The sequence below is a fragment of the Kineococcus sp. DHX-1 genome (assembly GCF_042473625.1).
GTDB lineage: Bacteria > Actinomycetota > Actinomycetes > Actinomycetales > Kineococcaceae > Kineococcus.
Genome location: NZ_CP170445.1, coordinates 1,659,477 through 1,679,513 on the forward strand (window position 1 = coordinate 1,659,477; position 20,037 = coordinate 1,679,513).

Annotated in this window: 17 protein-coding genes; 10 read left to right on the plus strand and 7 right to left on the minus strand. The window is 75.8% G+C overall.

Annotated elements, in window-relative coordinates:
- Nucleotides 1–3: 3 nt before the first annotated feature.
- Genes ACFEMC_RS07960 through ACFEMC_RS07975 form a run of 4 tightly spaced genes read right to left on the minus strand, consistent with a single transcriptional unit; the run spans nt 4 to nt 3,942 of the window.
- Nucleotides 4–1,566, minus strand: coding sequence for a hypothetical protein (locus ACFEMC_RS07960; protein ID WP_380175232.1), 1,563 nt, complete (start codon nt 1,564–1,566; stop codon nt 4–6).
- Nucleotides 1,563–2,639 (minus strand): glycosyl transferase, encoded by a 1,077-nt coding sequence (locus ACFEMC_RS07965; protein WP_380175234.1) that lies wholly within the window; start codon nt 2,637–2,639, stop codon nt 1,563–1,565. Before ACFEMC_RS07965 ends, ACFEMC_RS07960 begins: the two co-directional genes overlap by 4 nt.
- Nucleotides 2,640–2,644: 5 nt before the next feature.
- Nucleotides 2,645–3,091 (minus strand): adenylyltransferase/cytidyltransferase family protein, encoded by a 447-nt coding sequence (locus ACFEMC_RS07970; protein ID WP_380176664.1) that lies wholly within the window; start codon nt 3,089–3,091, stop codon nt 2,645–2,647.
- Nucleotides 3,092–3,126: 35 nt separating this feature from the next.
- Nucleotides 3,127–3,942, minus strand: a complete 816-nt coding sequence (locus tag ACFEMC_RS07975; RefSeq protein WP_380175236.1) for a CDP-alcohol phosphatidyltransferase family protein — start codon at nt 3,940–3,942, stop codon at nt 3,127–3,129.
- Between the two features lie 234 nt (nt 3,943–4,176).
- Between ACFEMC_RS07975 and ACFEMC_RS07980 the strand changes: the two genes are divergently transcribed.
- The gene (locus tag ACFEMC_RS07980; protein ID WP_380175239.1) at nt 4,177–5,202 is read left to right on the plus strand and encodes a glycosyltransferase family 2 protein; all 1,026 of its coding nucleotides are present in this window, start codon (nt 4,177–4,179) and stop codon (nt 5,200–5,202) included.
- On the opposite strand, the gene ACFEMC_RS07985 is transcribed toward ACFEMC_RS07980, so the two are convergent.
- Nucleotides 5,153–5,755 carry a dTDP-4-dehydrorhamnose 3,5-epimerase family protein gene (locus ACFEMC_RS07985; RefSeq protein WP_380175241.1) on the minus strand — a complete coding sequence of 201 codons (603 nt, stop codon included), beginning with the start codon at nt 5,753–5,755 and terminating at the stop codon, nt 5,153–5,155. The genes ACFEMC_RS07980 and ACFEMC_RS07985 overlap by 50 nt on opposite strands.
- 120 nt (nt 5,756–5,875) lie before the next feature.
- Here ACFEMC_RS07985 and rfbD point away from each other — a divergent pair, with 120 nt between their 5' ends.
- Entirely contained in the window at nt 5,876–6,778 is a 903-nt protein-coding gene (gene rfbD, locus ACFEMC_RS07990; RefSeq protein ID WP_380175243.1) for a dTDP-4-dehydrorhamnose reductase, read from the plus strand.
- Here the strand turns inward: rfbD and rfbA are convergent.
- Complete coding sequence (gene rfbA / locus ACFEMC_RS07995) at nt 6,771–7,649, minus strand: glucose-1-phosphate thymidylyltransferase RfbA (protein ID WP_380175245.1); 879 nt, start codon at nt 7,647–7,649, stop codon at nt 6,771–6,773. The two genes, rfbD and rfbA, sit on opposite strands and share 8 nt — an antisense overlap.
- 31 nt (nt 7,650–7,680) lie before the next feature.
- Here rfbA and rfbB point away from each other — a divergent pair, with 31 nt between their 5' ends.
- Nucleotides 7,681–8,664 (plus strand): dTDP-glucose 4,6-dehydratase, encoded by a 984-nt coding sequence (rfbB, locus tag ACFEMC_RS08000; protein WP_380175247.1) that lies wholly within the window; start codon nt 7,681–7,683, stop codon nt 8,662–8,664.
- 24 nt (nt 8,665–8,688) lie between these two features.
- On the opposite strand, the gene ACFEMC_RS08005 is transcribed toward rfbB, so the two are convergent.
- On the minus strand, nt 8,689–9,852 hold the full coding sequence (locus ACFEMC_RS08005; protein ID WP_380175249.1) for a glycosyltransferase family 4 protein: 1,164 nt from the start codon (nt 9,850–9,852) through the stop codon (nt 8,689–8,691).
- A 261-nt stretch (nt 9,853–10,113) separates the two neighbouring features.
- Between ACFEMC_RS08005 and ACFEMC_RS08010 the strand changes: the two genes are divergently transcribed.
- The 7 genes from ACFEMC_RS08010 to ACFEMC_RS08040 all read left to right on the plus strand — a co-directional run bounded on the left by ACFEMC_RS08010 (nt 10,114) and on the right by ACFEMC_RS08040 (nt 20,025).
- Complete coding sequence (locus ACFEMC_RS08010) at nt 10,114–12,198, plus strand: PIG-L family deacetylase (protein WP_380175252.1); 2,085 nt, start codon at nt 10,114–10,116, stop codon at nt 12,196–12,198.
- Nucleotides 12,195–13,538 (plus strand): family 16 glycosylhydrolase, encoded by a 1,344-nt coding sequence (locus ACFEMC_RS08015; protein ID WP_380175254.1) that lies wholly within the window; start codon nt 12,195–12,197, stop codon nt 13,536–13,538. The genes ACFEMC_RS08010 and ACFEMC_RS08015 overlap by 4 nt, the downstream gene beginning before the upstream one ends.
- A gap of 169 nt (nt 13,539–13,707) precedes the next feature.
- Nucleotides 13,708–14,490: a glycoside hydrolase family 16 protein gene (locus tag ACFEMC_RS08020; protein WP_380175256.1), complete on the plus strand. Its 783-nt coding sequence runs from the start codon at nt 13,708–13,710 to the stop codon at nt 14,488–14,490.
- Between the two features lie 58 nt (nt 14,491–14,548).
- Nucleotides 14,549–16,045 (plus strand): oligosaccharide flippase family protein, encoded by a 1,497-nt coding sequence (locus ACFEMC_RS08025; RefSeq protein ID WP_380175257.1) that lies wholly within the window; start codon nt 14,549–14,551, stop codon nt 16,043–16,045.
- A gap of 287 nt (nt 16,046–16,332) precedes the next feature.
- Nucleotides 16,333–18,651, plus strand: coding sequence for a serine/threonine protein kinase (locus ACFEMC_RS08030; protein WP_380175259.1), 2,319 nt, complete (start codon nt 16,333–16,335; stop codon nt 18,649–18,651).
- 70 nt (nt 18,652–18,721) lie between these two features.
- Complete coding sequence (locus ACFEMC_RS08035) at nt 18,722–19,012, plus strand: hypothetical protein (RefSeq protein WP_380175260.1); 291 nt, start codon at nt 18,722–18,724, stop codon at nt 19,010–19,012.
- A 41-nt stretch (nt 19,013–19,053) separates the two neighbouring features.
- Complete coding sequence (locus tag ACFEMC_RS08040) at nt 19,054–20,025, plus strand: hypothetical protein (protein ID WP_380175262.1); 972 nt, start codon at nt 19,054–19,056, stop codon at nt 20,023–20,025.
- Nucleotides 20,026–20,037 lie beyond the last annotated feature (12 nt).

Below are 20,037 nucleotides of genomic sequence, written 5' to 3' on the forward strand. Positions count from 1 at the left end.
GTCTCAGCCGCGGGTGAACTCCACGACCTCGTCCAGTGGACCGGACCAGCGCCCCGCGACGGTGAACCCGGCCCGCGCCAGGGTCTCGTCGTCGGCGGCGACCGTGGCGTCGGTCGGCCGCCGCACGACCCAGACGGTGGCGTGGGCCGCCAGGCCCGCCGTCGCGGCGGCCAGCGGCCGGGAGCGTCCGGTGAGGTCGCCGGCGGCCGCCGGGGTCTGCACCAGGGTCAGGTCGTCCAGGTCGGCGAAGCACCGCGGGTAGGCCACGGAGACGTTGCGCGTCGTCAAGGTCACCGTGCCGTCGACGGGGGGCCGCCGGGCGCCGAAGTACACGGCGTCACCGGGGGAGGCGCCGCGGCACACCTGCTCGGCCGCCTGCGCCCAGTCCGAGGCGTCCTTGGCGTGTGGCGTGCGTTGGGAGGCGAGGACCGGCGCCGCGAGGAGTACCGCGAGCCCACCGACCAGGACCCGCCGACGCCCGGGCAGGGCCGCCAGACCGCAACCCAGCAGCACGGCGAGGGCCGGTGTGCTGAAGGCGAAGTAGCGGGGGTTGGAGAGCGGGCCGGCGGTCGCTGGGGCGGCGAGCGCCGCGAGGGCGACGAGCCCGCAGGGCACGAGCAGCCAGGGCAGGCACCAGCGGGCCGCAGCTCCCGTGACCTGGGACCGGGCCAGCGCGACGGCCACGAGTGCCCACCCCAGCGCGGCGAGCGCGACGGCCGCGGGTTGCCACCACGACCAGCCCCCGGCTGCGGCCCCGGAGCCGGCGGTGGGCGTCTCACCGAGGAAGAACTGGTCCACGACGACCCGCCGGGCGAGCGTGAGCGGACCCGGCGCCGACCCGCCCAGCTGACCGCCCTGGCTGCGCACGACGAGCACGACGGGCGCCGACACCAGACCCGCGGCCCCCGCCGCGACCGCCCAGGGGAGGCGATGGCGGGCCGGGACGTCGTGCAGCAGCAGGACGCTCGCCCCGTGGGCCACGAGCAGGAGCAGCAGGTAGACGTCGACGACGACACCGGCGGCCGCGACCAGCGCGTAGCCCGCCCACCAGCGCACCCGGGAACCCCGGGGGGCGCCCAGGGCCCGGACCAGGAGCACCGTGGCCCAGACCGCCAGCGCCGTCGCGGCGGCGGTCGAGCGCGCCTCGGTGCCCGACCAGGCCGTGCGCGGCAGGAGGGTGGAGACCGTCGCCGCGAGCAGGGCCGTCGAGGGGGACCCCGTCAGGCGGCGGGTGAGGACGAGCACACCGACGGCGCATGCGCCGACCGCGACGGCGCTGGGCAGCCGCAGCGCGAGGGGGCTGGTACCCGCGACCTGGGTCCACACGTGCATCGCCGCGTAGTACAGGCCGTGCACCGCGTCGAGGTGCTGCAGCATCCGCCACAGGTCCGCCGGCGAGCGCTGGGCGGCGCTGAGCGTGGCGGCTTCGTCGGTCCACAGCGAGGGCCGCCAGGACCCGAGGGCGACGACGGCGGTCGCGAGGAGGCCGACGAGGGGGAGGAGCAGGGCGTCGCGCGGGCCGCGCCGCAGGGCGGGCTGGGCTGCCTCCACGGTCGGGGCGCTCATGCCCGGCCCGCGCCGACAGGTGGCCCTGCGTCGGTGTGGTGGTCGGCGCGGTGGCCGACGGCCCGGTGGTAGAGCTCGGCGTGCGCGCGGCCCAGGACCTCCCAGTCCCGGGCGGACAGGTCCGGTCGCTCGGCCCGCGCCCCCGTGCGCGCGTCGGCCCGCACCGCGGCCAGGGCCGCCGCGAGGTCCTCGGCGGACAGGTCGCCCTCGTAGACGTGGACCCACCCCGGCCCCACCTCGGCCGCGAGCTCGGCGGCGGCGGGGCCGGCCGGCAGCAGGACGGGCCGGTCCAGGGACAGCGCGAGCAGTTGCGCCCCGGACCCACCCCGCGGGGCGTAGGGCAGGACGACCAGTTCGGCGGCCGTCACGGCCAGCACGAGCTCGTCGTCCTCGACGTGGCGCAGGTCCAGGCGGACGCGGGGGTCCCGCGCGGCGGCCCGACGCACGCGGCCGGCGAGGTCGTCGTCGGGGGCCGGGCCGAGGACGTGCAGGCTCGACTCGCCGGGGACTCCGGCGAACGCGGTGAGCAGCGCCTCGACGCCCTTGTACGGCCGCAGCAGACCGGGGTGGACGAGGCGGCCGGGCACCGGTGCCGCCCGCGGGGCGTCGCGGTGGTGCGCGCGGTAGTCCCCGTGCGGCACCACCACGGCGGCGGACCCGGGGCAGACCGTGCCCACCGTGCGCGTCGTCAGGTGCACGGTGAGCGTCGTCGCCGCGTCGAACCGGCCCAGGAGGAAGCGCTCGACGCGGCCCCCGTCCTCGTGCGGCGAGGGGTTGTGCACCGTGCGGACGACGGGCGTCCGCCGGGCTCGCACCCGCGCCAGCAGGAGACCGGTCCCCAGGGCCCGCAGGACGCGCCCCGAACGGCGGCGGCTGCGGAGCAGGAGTTCGGGCCAGTGCACGTGCAGGACGTCGTGGTTGCCCAGCAGGGCCTGCCGCCAGGAGAACGTCCGCACGTCCACGCCGAGCCGGCCGCCGGCCGGCAACGATCCCAGGAACGCGGCCAGGTACGGGTTCGAGGTGGGCCGGGGCGTCCGGAACGACTGCAGGACCACGGGTCTGCGGGGTCCCACGGATCTCAGCCGTTCGTCTCGATGAACTGCCGCAACAGCGTCGACGTCGTCCCGTGCGTGTAGGGGAAGTAGACGACCCGGGCGCCGACGGCGGCCATGCTCGCCTCGAGCACGGCGCCCTTGGGGGTTCCGCGCCAGTCGTCGCCCTTGAACAGGACGTCGAAGTGCAGGCGCTGCCACATGGGCATCTTGTCGCTCGTGCAGTCGTCGACGACGACCCGGTCCACCAGGCTCAGGCTCTCGAGGATCTCCAGCCGTTCGGCCAGCGGGATGACGGGGCGGCGGCCCTTGGTGGCGGCCAGCACCTCGTCGGTCACAGCGCCCACGACGAGTTCGTCGCAGGACTGCCGGGCCCGCCGCAGGATGTTGAGGTGGCCGACGTGGAACAGGTCCCACGCGCCCGGGACGTAGCCGGTGGTGGGTCGAGGACCCGCCCCGGCGGGGGTCCGCAGGTCCAGCGTCCGGGGAACCCCACCGTCCACGCCCGTCACGACGGGGTCCCGTCGAGCGCGGCGACCTGCCGGTACCAGGCGACCATCGAGGCGGCGGTGACGAGGGTGAACCCGATCGCCAGCGTCCCGTAGACCCAGCCGAAGACGGCCGGCAGGCCCGACAGCGCCGCGACGAGGCACAGGACGCCGTAGTCGACGGGGACCGAGGCGAGCGAGCGGAGCGTGGAGTGCTGGCGCGCCTCGCCGGCGGCCACCGTCGCCTGGCCGTCGCGCGTCCCGGCCCGCCGCCGCAGGTGGTCGTTGAGGATGATCGTGAAGAACCAGGTGCACGACACCGCGCTGAAGAGCAGCGGCAGCAGGAGCCACGCCTCGGGGCGGGGGTCCCAGCCGCGGTAGGCCGCGACGAGCACGGCGAGGTGGACGGTCGCGGTCTTCGCGGCGTCCACGACGTGGTCGAGCCACTCCCCGGCGCTGGACCCGCCTCCCCGCAGCCGCGCGAGCTGGCCGTCGGCGGCGTCGAGCGCGTACCCGAGGACGAGGAGCGCCGCGACGACCAGGCCGGTCCACCAGGCCGGGGGCAGGAGGGCGAGCGCGGCGATGCCCGCACCGGTGCTCAGCCCGGACAGGACCGTCACCTGGTTCGGGGTCAGGCCCAGGACGTGGGCGGCGGCCGCGAGCCGCCGGCCGAGGGGACGGTTGACGAAGCGGGAGTAGGCGGGTGCGCCCTGGGCGCTCTTCTGGGCCCCGGACAGCCGGCGCACGGCGTCGGCGTAGCGCGGTCGTCCAGCGAGCGTGGGGACGTCGGTCCCCTGGTGCCGGGAGTCCTCCCGGGTCGTCCCTCCGGCGTTCACGTGCGGCCCCCCCGGGTCCTCGTGGTGCGTGGGTCCAGACTGCCATGCTGGTCACGCTGCGTGTACGAATTGCTAGACATCGTGGTGACGGTGCGTCCCCACGGGTGAGATGGTCACCGATCGACGAACTGCGGAGAGAGACGGACGGTACACGTTGTGCAGTCGACAGGGGAGTCCGCCGACGTCACGAACCGCGATCCTGGTGCAGCGCACGGTGACCAACGGTCCGGCGGCGTGTCGCGCACGGTCGTCGTCGTCCTGACGTACCGGCGGCCCGGGGACCTCGCCGAGCTGCTGCCCCGGCTGCGGGCGCAGGCCGCCGCCGCCCACCCGCCGGCGGACGTCCTCGTCGTGGACAACGACCCCGCCGCCTCCGCGCGCGGGCTCGTCGAACAGGCCGCCGTCACCCCGGGTGCACCGCTGCGGCACGTCCACGAACCGCGGCCCGGCATCGCGGCCGCCCGCAACCGGGCCCTGGCGGAGGCCGACGCCCCCGGGGTCCCGGGCGTCGCGCCCGCCGACCTGCTCGTCTTCCTCGACGACGACGAGCGCCCGGCCGACGGCTGGCTCGACGCGCTGCTCGCCGAGCACCGGCGCGGCGCCGCCTCCGGTGGCCTCGCGGGGGTGGTGGGTCCGGTCGTCTCCGCCTTCGAGGGGCCCCTGGACCCCTGGATCGCGGCGGGCAGCTTCTTCGCCCGGCGCCGGCTGCCGACGGGCACCGTCGTGGCGGTCGCCGCCACGAACAACCTCCTGCTGGACCTGCGGGTCCTGCGCGCGGCCGGGGTCGACCTGCCGACGGCCTTCGACGAGCGGTTCGGCCTCAGCGGCGGGTCCGACACCCTCTTCACGCGCTCGCTCACCGCGGCCGGTCTGCGGCTCGTGTGGTGCGACGAGGCGCTCGTCACCGACGTCGTCCCGGCGGCGCGGGCCACGCGGGAGTGGGTGCTGCGCAGGGCGTTGCGCAGCGGGAACAGCTGGTCGCGGACGTCCTTGGCGCTCGTCGCGCACCCGGGGCAGCGGTGGCGGCGGCGCGCCCGGCTGACCCTGGCCGGGGTCGTGCGCGCGGGGGCCGGTGGTGCCGGGGTCGCGGCGGGGACGCTGCTGCGCCGGCCCCGCTGGCACGCCCGCGGGGCCAAGGCGGCCGCGCGGGGCCTCGGGATGGCGGGCGGGGCGTGGGGGTGGACCTACGCCGAGTACGCCCGGCGCGAGGTCACCGCAGCGACGAGCAGGCTTCCCACGTCGGCAGCGCCCCCGACCTGAGCGCCTCCTGCAGGGAGGGGGCACTGCGGTCCTTCTCCGACAGCCGCAGCTCCAGCGGCGCCCCGTCGCGCCCGGCGGTGGGCCACGCCACGGCGAGGTCGGGGTCGAACGGGTCGACACCGTGCTCGCGCCCGGGGGCGTACCCCGTCGAGCACAGGTACACGACGGTCGAGCCCTCGGCGAGGGCGACGAAGGCGTGCCCCACCCCCTCGGGCAGGAAGACGGCGCGGCGGTCGACGTCGTCGAGCAGGACCGACGCCGAGCGGCCGAAGGCGGGCGAGCCGACCCGCAGGTCGACGACGACGTCGAGCACCGCACCGGACGGGCAGAAGACGTGCTTGGCCTGCCCCGGCGGCACGTCGGCGTAGTGGACCCCCCGCAGGACGCCGGCCGCCGAGACCGAGCAGTTCGCCTGCGCCAGGTCCAGGTCGCGCCCCGTCGCGGCCCGCAGCTCGTCGGCGCGGAACCACTCCAGGAAGGTCCCGCGGTCGTCGTCGTGCTGCGCCGGCGTCAGGACGAGGGCGCCCGGGACGGCCAGTTCTTCCACGTGCACGCTGTGACTCCTCGGTTCCGCAGAGTTCCTCCTGATCAGCAAGAGCTGCACCAGGTCAGATGACGCTCAGTATGCTGGTCGGCGCACGACGATCTAGAAACTCGTCACAGGGGGTAGCGCATGCGCTGGGTGGTGACCGGGGCGGGCGGCCTGCTGGCCCCCGACGTCGTGCGGGCCGTGCGCCGTGCCGACCCCACCGCCGAGGCCGTCCCCCTGCGCCGCGCCGACCTCGACGTGCAGGACGCCCGGCGCGCCCGCGAGGTCCTCGCCGGGGCCGACGTCGTCGTCAACTGCGCCGCGTGGACGGCCGTCGACCTCGCCGAGTCCGACGAGGCCGCGGCCCACGCCGTCAACGCCGACGGGGCCGGGACGCTGGCCCGGGCCGCAGCCGCTGCCGGAGCCCGGCTGGTGCACCTGTCCACCGACTACGTGTTCGACGGGGGAACCGAGGGCTCCGCGGCCGTTCGGCGCCCCCACCGCGTCGACGACCCCACGGGGCCCGTGTCCGCGTACGGGCGCACCAAGCTCGCGGGGGAGCAGGCCGTCCGGGCCGCCGGCGGGGACGCGCTCGTCGTCCGGACCGCCTGGCTGTACGGCGCGGCCGGCGGCTGCTTCCCCCGCACCGTCCTGCGCCTGGCCCGCGAGCGCGGTGAGCTGTCGGTCGTTGACGACCAGTGGGGCTCGCCGACGTGGACCGCCGACGTGGCCCGGGTCGTCGTGGAGCTCGTCGCCGCGCGGGCCCCCGCCGGGACCTACCACGCGACCGCGACCGGCCGGACGACGTGGTGCACGTTCGCTCGCGACGTGATGGACAGCGCGGGCCTGACCGACGTCCCCGTGCGCGCGGTGACCAGTGCGCAGTTCCCGACCGCGGCCCGGCGGCCGGAGTTCTCCGTGCTCGACACCGAGGGGTTGCGCCGCGTCGGCGTCGAACCCCCGGCGGACTGGAGGGCGCGGTGGGCACTCGCCGCCCCCGAGGTCCTGGAGGCGGCGGGGGCGCCCGCGGCCGGCTCCCTCAGGTGAGGGGTCGGGGACGGTCCAGCAGGCCCAGGAGGTAGTCGCCGTACCCGCTCTTGGACAGTTCCGCGGCGCGGGCCCGCAGGTCCGCGTCGTCGATCCACCCCTGCAGCCAGGCGACCTCCTCGGGGCACCCGATCTTCAGGCCCTGGCGCGATTCCAGCGTCCCGACGAAGTTGCTGGCGGCGAGCATCTGGTCGAACGTGCCCGTGTCGAGCCAGGCCGTCCCGCGGGGCAGGACCTCGACGTGCAACCGCCCGCGGCGCAGGTACTCCAGGTGCACGTCGGTGATCTCGAGCTCACCGCGGGCCGAGGGGCGCAGACCCCGGGCGATGTCGACGACGTCGGCGTCGTAGAAGTACAACCCGGGGACGGCGTAGCTGCTGCGCGGTCGTGCGGGTTTCTCCTCCAACCCCACGACGCGCCCCGCGGCGTCGAACTCCACCGTCCCGTAGGCGCTGGGGTCGCGGACCTGGTAGGCGAAGATCGTCGCCCCCTGCACCCCGGTGAACCGGGCGAGCTGCTGGCCCAGCCCCGGGCCGTAGAACACGTTGTCCCCCAGCACGAGAGCGGCCTCGCCACCGTCGAGGAACTCCTCGCCGATGAGGAACGCCTGCGCGAGACCACCGGGTTCGGGCTGCTCGGCGTAGGACAGCCGCAGACCGAACCGGGAACCGTCGCCCAGCAGCCGGCGGAACTGGGGGGCGTCCTGCGGGGTCGTCACGACGAGGATCTCGCGGATGCCGGCGAGCATGAGCGTCGTCAGCGGGTAGTAGACCATCGGCTTGTCGTAGACGGCGAGCAACTGCTTGCTCGTCGCCTGCGTGATGGGGTGCAGGCGCGTGCCCGACCCCCCGGCCAGGATGATCCCCCTCATGCGGCGTGATTGTGCCACTACGCTGGGTCGCATGAAGGTGCTCGTGACGGGTGGGGCCGGGTTCATCGGGAGCCACTACGTGCGGTCCGCGCTGTCGCGCGCGCAGGATTCCCGGGACGTCGCCGAAGTCACCGAGCTGGTGGTCCTCGACAAGTTCACCTACGCCGGCAACCCCGCGAACCTGGACCCCGTCGCCGCCGACCCCCGGTTGCGGGTCGTGCGCGGGGACGTCGCCGACGCCTCCGTCGTCGACCCGCTGGTCGCCGCGGCCGACGTCGTCGTGCACTTCGCGGCCGAGACCCACGTCGACCGGTCCATCGCCGGCGGTTCGGACTTCGTGCGCACCAACGTCGCGGGGACGCAGGTCCTCCTCGAGGCCGCCGCCCGGCACGGGGTGGCGAAGTTCGTGCACGTCTCGACCGACGAGGTGTACGGCTCGATCCCGCAGGGGTCCTGGACCGAGGACAGCCCGCTGGAGCCGAACTCCCCGTACTCGGCCTCCAAGGCGTCCGCGGACCTGCTCGTGCGCGCCTACGGCCGGACCCACGGGGTCCCGGTCTGCACGACGCGCTGCTCGAACAACTACGGCCCCTACCAGTACCCGGAGAAGGTCGTGCCGCTGTTCGTCACGAACCTGCTGCAGGGCGGGTCGGTCCCGCTGTACGGGGACGGTGCGAACGTGCGGGACTGGCTGCACGTCGACGACCACTGCCGCGGCATCGACCTCGTCGTCCGCTCGGGACGGCCGGGGGAGGTCTACAACATCGGCGGCGGCACCGAGCTGACGAACGCCGAACTCACCGCGCGCGTCCTCGACGCGCTCGGCGCCGACTGGAGCCGCGTGCGGCACGTCCCGGACCGCAAGGGTCACGACCTGCGGTACTCGGTGGACTGCCGCAAGATCCGCGACGAGCTCGGCTACGTCCCGGTCCACGACTTCGCCACCGGCCTGGCCGACACCGTCCGCTGGTACCGCGAGCGCGCGGACTGGTGGCGGCCGCTGCTCGCGGCCTGACCGACCGCGCGCTCGTCGCGGAGCTCAGACGGGAACCCTCACCCCGCGCCCGGGCCGCACCCCCGTCCCCGGGGCCGGGACGCGGCCGCGTCCGGCCGAGGCCGCGCCCCGCAGCGCGTCCTCGAGGTCGTCGAGGTGCCGTGCGTAGGAGAACTCCTGGCGGGCCCAGCCGGCGGCCTCCTCCGCGAGCCGCGCCGGCGCGGCGGAGGTGGCGGTCGTGCGCAGCGCGTCGACGAGCGCGTCCACGTCCCCCGGGGGCAGGAGCTGACCGGCCAGGGGGCCCGTGAGCACCTCGGGGACGGCGCCGACCGACGACGCCAGCACGGGCCGGGCCGTGAGCAGCGCCTCGAGGGCGACGCGGCCGAACGCCTCCGGCAGCAGCGTGGGGAACAGCACGACGTCGCAGGCGTGCAGCAGCGTCACGACGTCCGTCCGGCTCGGCAACCAGGTGCACCAGCCCTCCTGCTGCCCCCGCTCGACCTCGGCCGCCACCTCGGCGTCGTCGACCTGCCCGACGAGCAGCAGGTGCCCCTCCGCGCCGAGTCCCAGCCGCCGCCACGCCTCCAGCGCCACCCCCGTGCCCTTGGGTCGCCACAGCCGGCCGTAGTGCAGTGCGGTGAACGCGTGCGCCGGCAGGCCGAGCGCGGCCCGCGCGGCACGACGGTCGGCGTCGCTCCCGACGGGGTACTCGTCCTCGGGCACGGCGTTGCGCACCGTGCGGACCCGCTCCGGCGGCAGCCCCGCCGCGGTCCACCGCCGGTGCATGTGGTCCGACGTCGCGAGGAACGTGGACACGCCGCGGCCGAGCAGCCGGACGTGGCGCGACTCCGGCGCCTGGTGCAGGTGCACCACGAGCGGGCGCCGGGCGGCGGCCGCGACGGCGTGACCCCAGACGCTGTGCTCGAAGCGCTGCAGCCACACGACGTCGGGTTCCTCCGCGGCGGCCCACCGGACCGAGGGCGCCATGCGCCACAGGTCGCGCGGAGCCGTCCGGGGGTCGAACGGGAAGTGCGCCGGTCCGTGCAGTTCGGCTCCGGCCGCGGTGAACTCCGCGCGTTGCGACCCGTCCGCCCCGTGGGCGACGGCGAGGGCGTGGCCGCGGGAACTCAGGCCCTGGGTCCACTGCAGCGTGCAGAGTTCGACGCCGCCCAGGGGGTGCAGGGCACTGCTCTGGGTGACGATGCGCACCCCACCATCGTGCGGTCCGCGCGAGGCGCCCGACCGCACCGGAGGCCTGCGGGCACCCGTTCGGATCAAGGCGCCGGTCCCGTGCGGGAGTTCCGCGTCGGACGGCCGCGCACGTCTCGCCGTCACCGCGCTGCTCCGACCGGGCAGGGTCGGCCCGGCGTTCGGATGAACCGCGTGACGGAGCGTCGTGCGCCGTCCCCCACCGACCTACGGTGCGACGACGGGGTCGTGGGTCCCGTGCGACCGCAGGAGGAGAACACCGTGCGTCCGAGCCGACCGCTCCCGACCGCCCGCCGCGCCGCCCCCCGCCGGTGGTCCGCGGGCGCGCGTGCCGTCCTGGGCGTCGTGCTCGGCGCCGGCGCCGGCCTGGCCCTGCTGGGGTCGACCGCGGCGCCCGCCACCGCGGCCGGTGCCGCGACCGCCTGCCCCGCAGGGGCTGTCGTCACGGTGGACGCCCACCCCGACGACGACCTGTTCTTCCAGAACCCCGACGTCCTGCACTCGGTCCGCGCCGGGCAGTGCGTGCGGACGGCGTACGTGACGGCCGGGGACGGCGGTGAGGCCGGGAGCACCTGGTACTGGCAGTCCCGCCGGACCGGGGTCCAGAGCGCCTACGCCCGGATGGCCGGCGTCGCGAACCGGTGGACGACCACGACGCAGACCTTCGCCGGCCGGACCGCCGAGGTCGCCACCCTCGACGCCGCGCCGCGGGTGTCGCTGGTGTTCCTGCAGCTGCCCGACGGGAACCTGCAGGGCCAGGGTTTCCCGACGTACGGGTACCAGAGCCTGCAGAAGCTCTGGCAGGGCGACCTCGCGACGCTGCAGACGATCGACGGGACCCAGCGCTACAGCCGCGACGGCCTCGTCGCCACGCTCGGCGCCGTCATCACCTCCCAGGGCGCCACCGTCGTGCGCACCCTCGACTTCGCCGGGGCCTACGGCGACGGCGACCACAGCGACCACCACTCCGTCGGGTACCTGACCCGCCTCGCCCAGCAGCGGTCCGCTCCCGGCTCCCGTCTCGTGGGGTACCTCGGGTACACCGGTGCCGCTCTGCCGGCCACCGTCTCCGGGACGGACCTGAGCGAGAAGTGGGACGCCTACCTGCAGTACGCCCGGTGGGACTGGAAGGAGTGCCCCACGCAGGCCGCGTGCTCGGCGCCCGGTCGGCCCGAGGCCGTCTGGATGGAACGTCAGCACACCGTCGCGGCCGCCGAACCCGCCCCCACCAGCACCCCCACGGCGAGCCCGACGTCCACCCCCACGTCCACTCCCACGTCCACTCCCACCACGACGGCCGGTCCGGTGGGGTCGGTGGACGTGGCGCGGTCGGCGGTGGTGTCGGCGTCGAGCGAGGACGTCTCGACGGGGCAGACGGCGGCGAAGGTGGTCGACGGTGTGGTGGACGGTTACCCGGGGGACCACGCTCGGGAGTGGGCGACGGTGGGTGGTGGTGCGGGGTCGTGGGTGGCGTTGTCGTGGGGTGCTGTGGTGACGGTGGACCGGGTGGTGTTGTTCGACCGGCCGAACGGGGACGACGAGGTGGTGTCGGGTCGTCTGGTGTTCTCGGACGGGTCGGTGGTTCCGGTGGGTGCGGTGTCGGTGGCGGGGACGACGGTGTCGTTCCCGGCGGTGTCGACGCGTTCTGTGCGGTTCGAGGTGACGGGGGTGAGTGCGTCGACGCGCAACGTCGGTCTGGCGGAGTTCCAGGTGTGGTCGGCCGTGGGCGCCACACCCACCGGGACGGGGACCGCGACTCCCACGATGACCCCGACGGCGACTCCGACGGCGACCCCCACGATGACGCCGACGGCGACTCCCACGTCGGACCCCACGGTGAACCCGACCACGACTCCCACCGCGACGGCGAGCCCGACGACGAGCTCGACGACGAACCCCACGGCAAGCCCGACGGGGTCGTTGCCGGTGGGGTCGGTGGACGTGGCGCGGTCGGCGGTGGTGTCGGCGTCGAGCGAGGACGTCTCGACGGGGCAGACGGCGGCGAAGGTGGTCGACGGTGTGGTGGACGGTTACCCGGGGGACCACGCTCGGGAGTGGGCGACGGTGGGTGGTGGTGCGGGGTCGTGGGTGGCGTTGTCGTGGGGTGCTGTGGTGACGGTGGACCGGGTGGTGTTGTTCGACCGGCCGAACGGGGACGACGAGGTGGTGTCGGGTCGTCTGGTGTTCTCGGACGGGTCGGTGGTTCCGGTGGGTGCGGTGTCGGTGGCGGGGACGACGGTGTCGTTCCCGGCGGTGTCGACGCGTTCTGTGCGGTTCGAGGTGACGGGGGTGAGCGCGTCGACGCGCAACGTCGGTCTGGCGGAGTTCCAGGTGTGGACCCCGTGACCGCGCGGACCGCCACGGCGCACCGCGCCGCCGCCGACGACCTGCTGCGGCGCACCGCGGACGGCGGACGCCGGGTCCGGGTCGGCGCCAGGGCGCGCGTCGTCCTCGCCGCCGTCCTCGCTGCCGCCGTCCTGGTCGCCGTCTGGTGCCAGTCGGTCCGCGCCGACGCCGCGTACCGCGGTTCGGCCCTCGTCGTCGCGGGCGGGCTGGACGTCTCGGCGCAGGCCACCGTCTCCGCCGACGTCGCGACGACGGCCGAGTACGCCGGGGTGTGCTTCACCGACGCCTCCGGGGCACGCGTCGACTTCCCGCTCACCCGTCGCGCCGAGGTCGGTCCGGACCCCGTGGCGCTCACCGCGACCGGGAAGCTGCCCGCGGGCACCTACTCGTTCACCGCCTGCGTGCGCACCGACGGCGTCTGGTCCGTCGTGGGGAGTTCCGGCGAACTCGTCGTCGCGGCGGGATCACCGGCGGTCACCGCCACGACCGCGCCGGCCGCCTCGGACGGGGCCACGGACGGGGCCACGGGGAACTCCGCGGGAGGTTCCGCGCAGGCGGCTCCGGTCGGCTCCGGAACCAGTTCCCCGGCGGACCCCGCGACCCCCTCCGCACCGACCACGCCGGCCGACCCGGGGGGCGCGACGGGCACGCTCCCGCTGGGCGACCTGCCCGGCTGGCGCCAGGTCCTGGCCGAAGGTTTCGACACCGACGTGGCCCCCGGGCGGTTCCCGGGGCCGGCGTACTCCGCGCACTGGGCCGGGTACGACGGCTTCGCCGACTCCTCCGGGAGCTTCCAGTACCGCACGCGCGACGTCGCCTCCGTCCACGACGGCGTCCTGGACCTGCACACGCGCACCGAGGACGGCACGGCGCTCGGTGCCGGCGTCGTCGCGCTCGTGGACGGCGACGGCACGTGGGGTGGACGCACCTACGGCCGCTACTCCGTCCGGTTCCGCGCCGATCCGGGAACCGGCTGGGGTGCAGCGTTCCTGCTGTGGTCCGACGCCGACGACTGGCACGACGGCGAGATCGACTTCGCCGAGGGCATGACGACGGCGACCACCGTCGACGCGCACAACCACGACCTCGCGAACCCGGCGGCGAACGCGCTGTCGGTGTTCACCCCGGCCACGTGGGACCAGTGGCACGTCGCCACCGTGGAGTGGACGCCGCAGGGCGTCACGTTCTTCCTCGACGGTCGGCGCACGGGCACCTCGGCGACGGTCCCGACGCGCCCCCTGCACCTCGTCCTGCAGACGATCACCGGCAAGACCGTCCCGCCGGCGGGTTCGCAGGCGCACGTCCTCGTGGACTGGGTGGCCGCCTGGGAACGCACCTGACGGCTTCGCTCGGGGCCGGCGCGACCGGTTGCGCCGGGCGGGTCGTCCCGGTCCCCCGAACGGTCGCACGGACGTCGCCCCCGGTTCCGGCGTGCGGCCCGTGCCGCGCACGATGGACGGGCCCCGGGACCGCGAACGGCCCGGGGCGGCGACGGAGGGGGGACCGGCGGTGAGCGGGACGCGTCGGACCCGCCGGCAGTTCCTGGCGACCCTCGGGACCGCGGTCGTCGTCGTCCCCGTGCTCTCGACCACCGCGTGCTCGGACCAGGAAACCCCGGGAGGGCCCGTGCAGTTCGACGAGCAGTTCGCCGCCGACGCGGCCGAGGGCGAGTTCCGCCGCGTCTACGGCGACCGGTTCGACGTCTACCCCACGGGGTGGCGGGACACGTCCAAGCGCGGGGTCTACCGGCCGGACCAGGTGCTGTCCGTGCAGGACGGCAGGTTGCGGTTCCGCCTGCAGCAGGTGGACTCCGAACCCGCCTCCGCCGCGGTCGTCCCGCGCCTGCCGCACTACGGCCAGCGGTACGGGCGGTACACCGTGCGGTTGCGCGCGGACCCCGTCCCCGGCTGGAAGCTCGCGTTCCTCCTGTGGCCGGACAGCGAACGCTGGCCCGCCGACGGCGAGATCGACTTCCCCGACGCCGACCTGCAGCACACGATCGGGGCCTTCCTGCACCACGCCGACGCGGCGGGCGGCAAGGAGGAGTTCGGCACCGACGCCACCTTCGACGACTGGCACACCGCCGTCGTCGAGTGGAGCCCCGGCCGGGTGCGGTTCCTCCTCGACGGGACCCTCGTCGGCACCTCGACGACGGGCGTGCCCGACACCTCGATGCACTTCGTGCTGCAGACGGAGACCGGGAGCACGGCCGACGAGCCCGGGGGCCTGCCCACGGCCGAGGCCCTCGTCGAGGTCGAGAGCGTGCGGATCGAGAGCCACCCGTGGACCTGACCCGCGTCCCGCGCCCGCTCCCGTCCCCCCGTCCAGGACCCCGGCAGGAGACCACCGAGTGAGCGCCGCCAGCCCCGCCCGCCTGAGCGACGAGGTCCCCCCGGAGCAGACCCCGACGGCCCGCCAGGACGAGGCCCAGGCCCAGGCGAGCGGGTCGACGCTCTTCGGCCGCGGGATGCTGTACGTCGTCGTCGCGGGCGTCCAGCTCGTCTCGAGCGCTCTGGCCTCGCCCGTCCTGGCCCACGTGCTCGGTGACCCCGCCGCGCTCGGGACCCTCGCCCTGGCCATCGCCCTGCACCAGCTGCTGATGGCCGTCGTGCTCCTCGGCCTCGACCACGCCGTGGTCCTGCGGTACGCCCAGGACGGCGACGACCGCGCAGCCCGGGGGCTGGCGACGGCGGCGCTGCTGGTCGCGACCGCCGCCACGGGGCTGGTGTGGTCGACGGCGCCCTGGTGGGCCCCCGCGTTCGGGTTCACCGACCGGCCGGTGCTCCTGCTCACCGTGCTGTGGACGGTGCCGACCGCCGGGGTGTTCGTGGCGCTCGGGCTCCTGCTCGCGGCCGACCGGCTGCGCCCGTACGCCGTCGTGACCCTCGTCTCGGCCTTCGGCGGGCAGGTCCTCGGCGTCGCCCTCGTCCTGGCGCACGTGGCCGCGGCCGGGCCCACCGGCGTGACCCGCTACGTGACCGGCCTCCTCGTCGCCGACGCGCTGGGGGCCGTGCTGGGCCTGTGCCTCACCCGGCCCCGGCTGCGGGGCGCACTGTCCTGGCCGGCCCTGGCCCCGGCCGTCGCCTTCGGCCTGCCGCTGGTCCTGAACTCGCTGTCGGGTTTCGTCCTCAACGCCGGCGACCGCATCGTCCTGCAGCGCCTGTCGGGTCCGGCCGAGGTCGGCCGGTACCAGATCGCCTACACCGTCGGGTACGTGGCGACGCAGGTCATCGGACTCACGAGCGCGACCTGGACGCCCCGGTTCGCGGCGGTCGCCGACCGCGCCCTGCGCTGGGAACTCATCGGGGCGACCCGCGACACCATCTACCGGCTGCTGTCCCCGGTCGTGCTGGGCATCGTCCTCGGCGCCCCCGTCGTCCTGCGCGTCATCGCGCCCGCGACCTTCGAACCCACCGGGCTCCTCGTCGTCGTGTACGTCGTCGTCCTGAGCGCGTACGCCGGCGCCGCCGGGAGCGCGACGGGGCGCATGCTCGTGATCGAACGCCGCACCCGCCCGCTCGCCGCGGTCTCGGTGGTCGTGGCGGCGGCGAACATCGGCCTCAACCTGCTGCTCGTCCCCGTCTGGGGCGCGCTCGGTGCGGCGGTGGCGACGCTCGTCGCGTTCTGCGGGCAGAGCGCCGCGCAGCGGTGGTGCGCCCGGGGGCTCGGCGCGTTCCCGCGGGCGGCGCACCGGCTCCACGCCGAGATCCTCCTCGTGAGCGCGGTGGCGGGGGCCACCGTCCTGCTGCCGCAGGACCCGGTGACGAACACCGTGCGGTTCGCGCTGGCGCTGGCCTGCCTCCCGTGGTGCCTCGTCCTGCTGCGCCGCGCCCGCCGGGCCGTCTGAGGCGCGGGACCGGCGGCCGCCCCGGACGGGTGCACCCCGCCGGGTCGGATTCCGGCCCGGCGTCCCCGGACGGCCCATGCCCGTCCGGGCGGACCTGTCCCCGGTCGCTGCGCAGGGTGACGATCGACGGTGGGTCCGGGACCGGGCCCACCGGCGCGGGGAACGGGGGAGTCGTGGACGGACGTCTGCGGACGGCGACGGGTGTGGCGGTGGCCGCCGGCCCGACCGCGTCCCCGGTGTTCCGACGGACCCACCCCGGCGACCGCCCGGGTGCGGGACCGGGACCGGTGAGCTCCCGCCTGCGCCGGGCGTCCTCGACGGCGCGGCCCGCACTCACGGCCGGCGAGCGACCGGACTCGCGGACCGACGACCGGCCGGACGTGCGCGCCCTGCGGGTGCTGCACGCACTGCGGCTGCCGTGGCTGCTCTCCCTCGTGCTGGCCGTGGCCGTGCCCCTGACGGCCGCCCTCGGCGGGCACCTGCCCGGCCAGGCCCTGGCCGCCGTCCTCTTCGTCACGCTCGTCCCGGGGGTTCCCCTCGCCCTCGCGCTGCGGCTGCCGGGCGTCCTCGTCACGGCGGCGCTCGCGGTCGCCCTCAGCCTCGCCTGGATCCTGCTGCAGGGGACGGTGGCGCTGACGACGGGGTTCTGGCACCCCGTCGGCTCGTCGTGGTCCGGTTCCGTCGTCGCGTTCGCGGCCAGCGCTCTCGTGCTGCGCCGCAGCCGCTCCGCGCACGTCCGGCTCCGCGCCCTCGGCCTGCCCGCGCGGCGCGCCACCCGTCGTGCGGTGGAACGGCTCCGCGCGGTGTCGCTGGCCCTGCTCCTCGTCGCCGGCGGGCTGTGGTGGTGGGGCACGCGCGTCCTCCCGCTGGACAGCGTCGGCTCCCTCGGCGTGCTGCCGCACCTCGGCTGGCAGCTGGTGGGCGCCCTCGTCCTCGTCGCCGTCGTCGCCGTGCTCGCGCTGCGGCGCCCGGCCCCCGACCACCTCGTCCTGGTCGGCGTCACCGTCCTGGTCGCGCTCGTCGGGTTCAGCACGGTGGCGGTCGCCGACGGCTACGGCAGCGTCCCGACCGCGTGGGTGCACGTCGGCTTCATCGAGCACGTCTCGGCGACCGGCAGCGTTCCCACGGGGGTCGACGCCCGGTTCAGCTGGCCCGCGTTCTGGGGGGCCGGGGCCCAGCTCGTGGCCCTGGCGGGGGTTCCCGACGCCCGGACGTTCCTCGTCCTGGCCCCGCTGTTCTCGGCGCTGGTGAACCTCCCCGCGCTCCTCGTCGTCGGCCGGCTCGTCACGGGGTCCCTGCGCTGGGCGTGGGCGGCCGTCCTGCTGGGCATGCTGACGAACTGGTACCAGCAGGACTACTTCTCGCCGCAGGCCGCCGCGTTCACCTGCCACCTGGCGGTGCTGGCGACCTGCCTGTGGCTCAGCGGCCTCGAGCGCCCGGAGGGGACCACGACCACCGGCGGACCGTGGCGCCACCGCGTCCGGGTCGCGCTGCGGCGGGTGCCGGCGCCACCGGCCGGCACCGGACCGGGCTCCCTGCGGGCCCTCCTCGTGGCCCTCGTCGTCGTGGTCGCGGGCATCGTCGCCGCCCACCAGCTGACGCCGCTGACCCTGCTGCTGACCCTGGGGGTCTTCACCGTGACCGGACGCGCCCGGTTCCGGTCGCTGTGGCTCGTGGCGGCGGTCCTGTTCGCGGGGTGGTTCAGCTACGGCGCCACGGACTTCTGGCGCGGGCACCTGCCGATGGTCCTCGGTGACGTCGGGCAGGTGGGGTCCTCCCTCGGCGCCGGCGTCGCGGACCGGCTCACCGGCGACCCGACCTACCAGCGGGCCCAGTACGTGCGGATGGCCTGGTCCGGGCTGCTCTTCCTCCTCGCCGTCGCCGGCCTGTTCCACCTCCGGCGCCGTCCCGGCGTCCTGCTGCTCGCGGGGCTGGCCGCCGCACCGTTCGGGTTGTCGGCCGTGCAGAGCTACGGCGGCGAGGTCGTCATCCGGAGCTTCCTCTTCGCCTCCCCGCTCCTGGCCCCGCTGGCCGTCCTGGCCCTGCGCCGGGTCGCGGCGGGGGAGGCCGGGACGGCCCTGCGGACGGGACGGGGCGCCCGCCGCCGGGGCCGGCACCGCCACCACCTGCTGCCGCCCGCGCTCGAGGCCGCCCTGCCCGGGCTGCCGGTCGTGGCGGGGGCGGTGGCCCTCGCCGTCGTCGCCGGCCTGCTGCTCGTCGGCACGCGCGGTCTCAACACCGCGTTCGAACGGACGGCGCCGGGACTGGTCGCCGCCTCCGAACGCTACTTCGCCCTGGCCGGGCCGCAGGACGCGGTCGCCACGACGCTCGAGGGCACCGGGTTGGCCCCGCGCTTCCCGATCGCCTCGCCCCGGGAACGCTTCCTCGACGTCGACGCCTGCCTGTCCGACGGGTTCACCACCTGCTTCGGTGACGACCCGCCCGCGTTCGTCCTGCTGAGCTCCGAGCAGGAGGCCGTCGGCGAACTCCAGCAGGGCCGGGACCCGGGGTGGTTGTGGCAGTTCGGCGACCGGCTCGTCGCCACCGCGGGGTACCACGTGGTGGGCCGCTGGGACGACGCACTCCTGCTCCAGCGGAACGCCTGACGGTCACGGTCTCCCTCGTCGACCCGTCCGCTCCTTCCCGTCCCCGTTCCGCGGAACCCCCGGAGGCACCGTGCACCACCTCGTCGAACCGATCCTCGACGGCTCGCTCGCCGCGTGGTTCCCGCGCGGGACCGCGCGCGCCCTGAGTTCCTGGCTGGGGTTGCTGCTCCTGGCGGCCACGGGCGTCGGTGCGCTCGCGCTCGACGCCACGTCCCGCCCGGTCGCGGAGCGCGCGTCCGGGGGACCGGGCGGCGCCGTCCTGCCCGTCGGGGCCCGGCGCGCGCTGCTCGTCGCCACCGTCGCGTGCGCGGTCGGGGCCGCTGTCGCGACGCTCGTCCGGTTCTCCCTGGCCCTGTCGTGACGTACGCGGACACGGACAGGGACTCGAACAAGGACCGGGACGTGCGACTGGCCTACCTCGTCTCGTCCTACCGCTCCGGCGACCAGCTGGGGCGGTTGCTGCAGACCCTGCGCCGCAACGACCCCGACGCCGAGATCGTGCTCCTGCACAACGGCTTCGAGAACCCGCTGGACCCCGCCGTCGTACAGGCCGTGGGCGGGCACCTGCACCTCGTGACCGCCCCTGTCGTCTGGGGCGACGTGAGCCTGGAGCGCGAACGCCACCGGGTGCTGCGGTGGGTCCTGGCCGAACTCGACGTCGACTGGGTCGTCACCCTCTCCGAGCAGGACTACCCCGTGGCCACCGCGGCCGCGCTGCGCGCCCGGCTGCAGGAGACGCCCGCCGAGGCGGTCCTCGACGTGCAACCCGTCGCCCGGACCACGGACCCGGTGACGGCCCGCGACGTCCGCCGTCGCTACGCGTTCCGGTACGCCACGCTCCCGCGGTGGCCGGGCGGGGTCCGCAGCCCCCGGGCGGTCCGGCGCGCCGCCGAACTCCTGGCGGCGCTCGTCGAGCGCAGCCAGCCGTTCGTGCGGTTCTACCTCATGCCCACCGGTACGGGGCTGCCGCCGAAGGTTGGCCGGCGTGCGGTGCCGCCGACGGCCCCGGACGGCGCCCGGTACGAGCTGTGGTGGGGTTCGGCGTGGTTCGCGCTGTCCCGCCGTGCCGTCGCTGCGCTGCTGGACCGCATCGACACCCCCGAGGGTGGTGCCCTGCTGGAGTTCTTCGGCCGGACCGTCATCCCGACCGAGGCCTTCGTCCCGACGCTGCTGGCGGGTGAACCCGGCATGGTCCTCGAACGGGCCGCGCTGCACGAGATCCGCTTCAGCGACCCCGCCTCCGGGCGGCCCGACGAGTTCGGCGCGGACGACCTCGGCCACCTGCTCGGCTGCGGCCGGTTCCTGGCCCGCAAGTTCGCCCCCGGGGACCCGGTGCTGGACGCCCTCGACGCCGCCACTGCGCCGGCCCGCTGACCGGGGCCGGCG

What these genes read in the sequence shown, in the direction of transcription:
- ACFEMC_RS07960 (WP_380175232.1), bottom strand. Translation starts at nt 1,566, where the DNA reads ATGAGCGCCCCGACCGTGGAGGCAGCCCAGCCCGCCCTGCGGCGCGGC.
- rfbD (WP_380175243.1), top strand. Translation starts at nt 5,876, where the DNA reads ATGCGCTGGGTGGTGACCGGGGCGGGCGGCCTGCTGGCCCCCGACGTC.
- rfbA (WP_380175245.1), bottom strand. Translation starts at nt 7,649, where the DNA reads ATGAGGGGGATCATCCTGGCCGGGGGGTCGGGCACGCGCCTGCACCCC.
- rfbB (WP_380175247.1), top strand. Translation starts at nt 7,681, where the DNA reads ATGAAGGTGCTCGTGACGGGTGGGGCCGGGTTCATCGGGAGCCACTAC.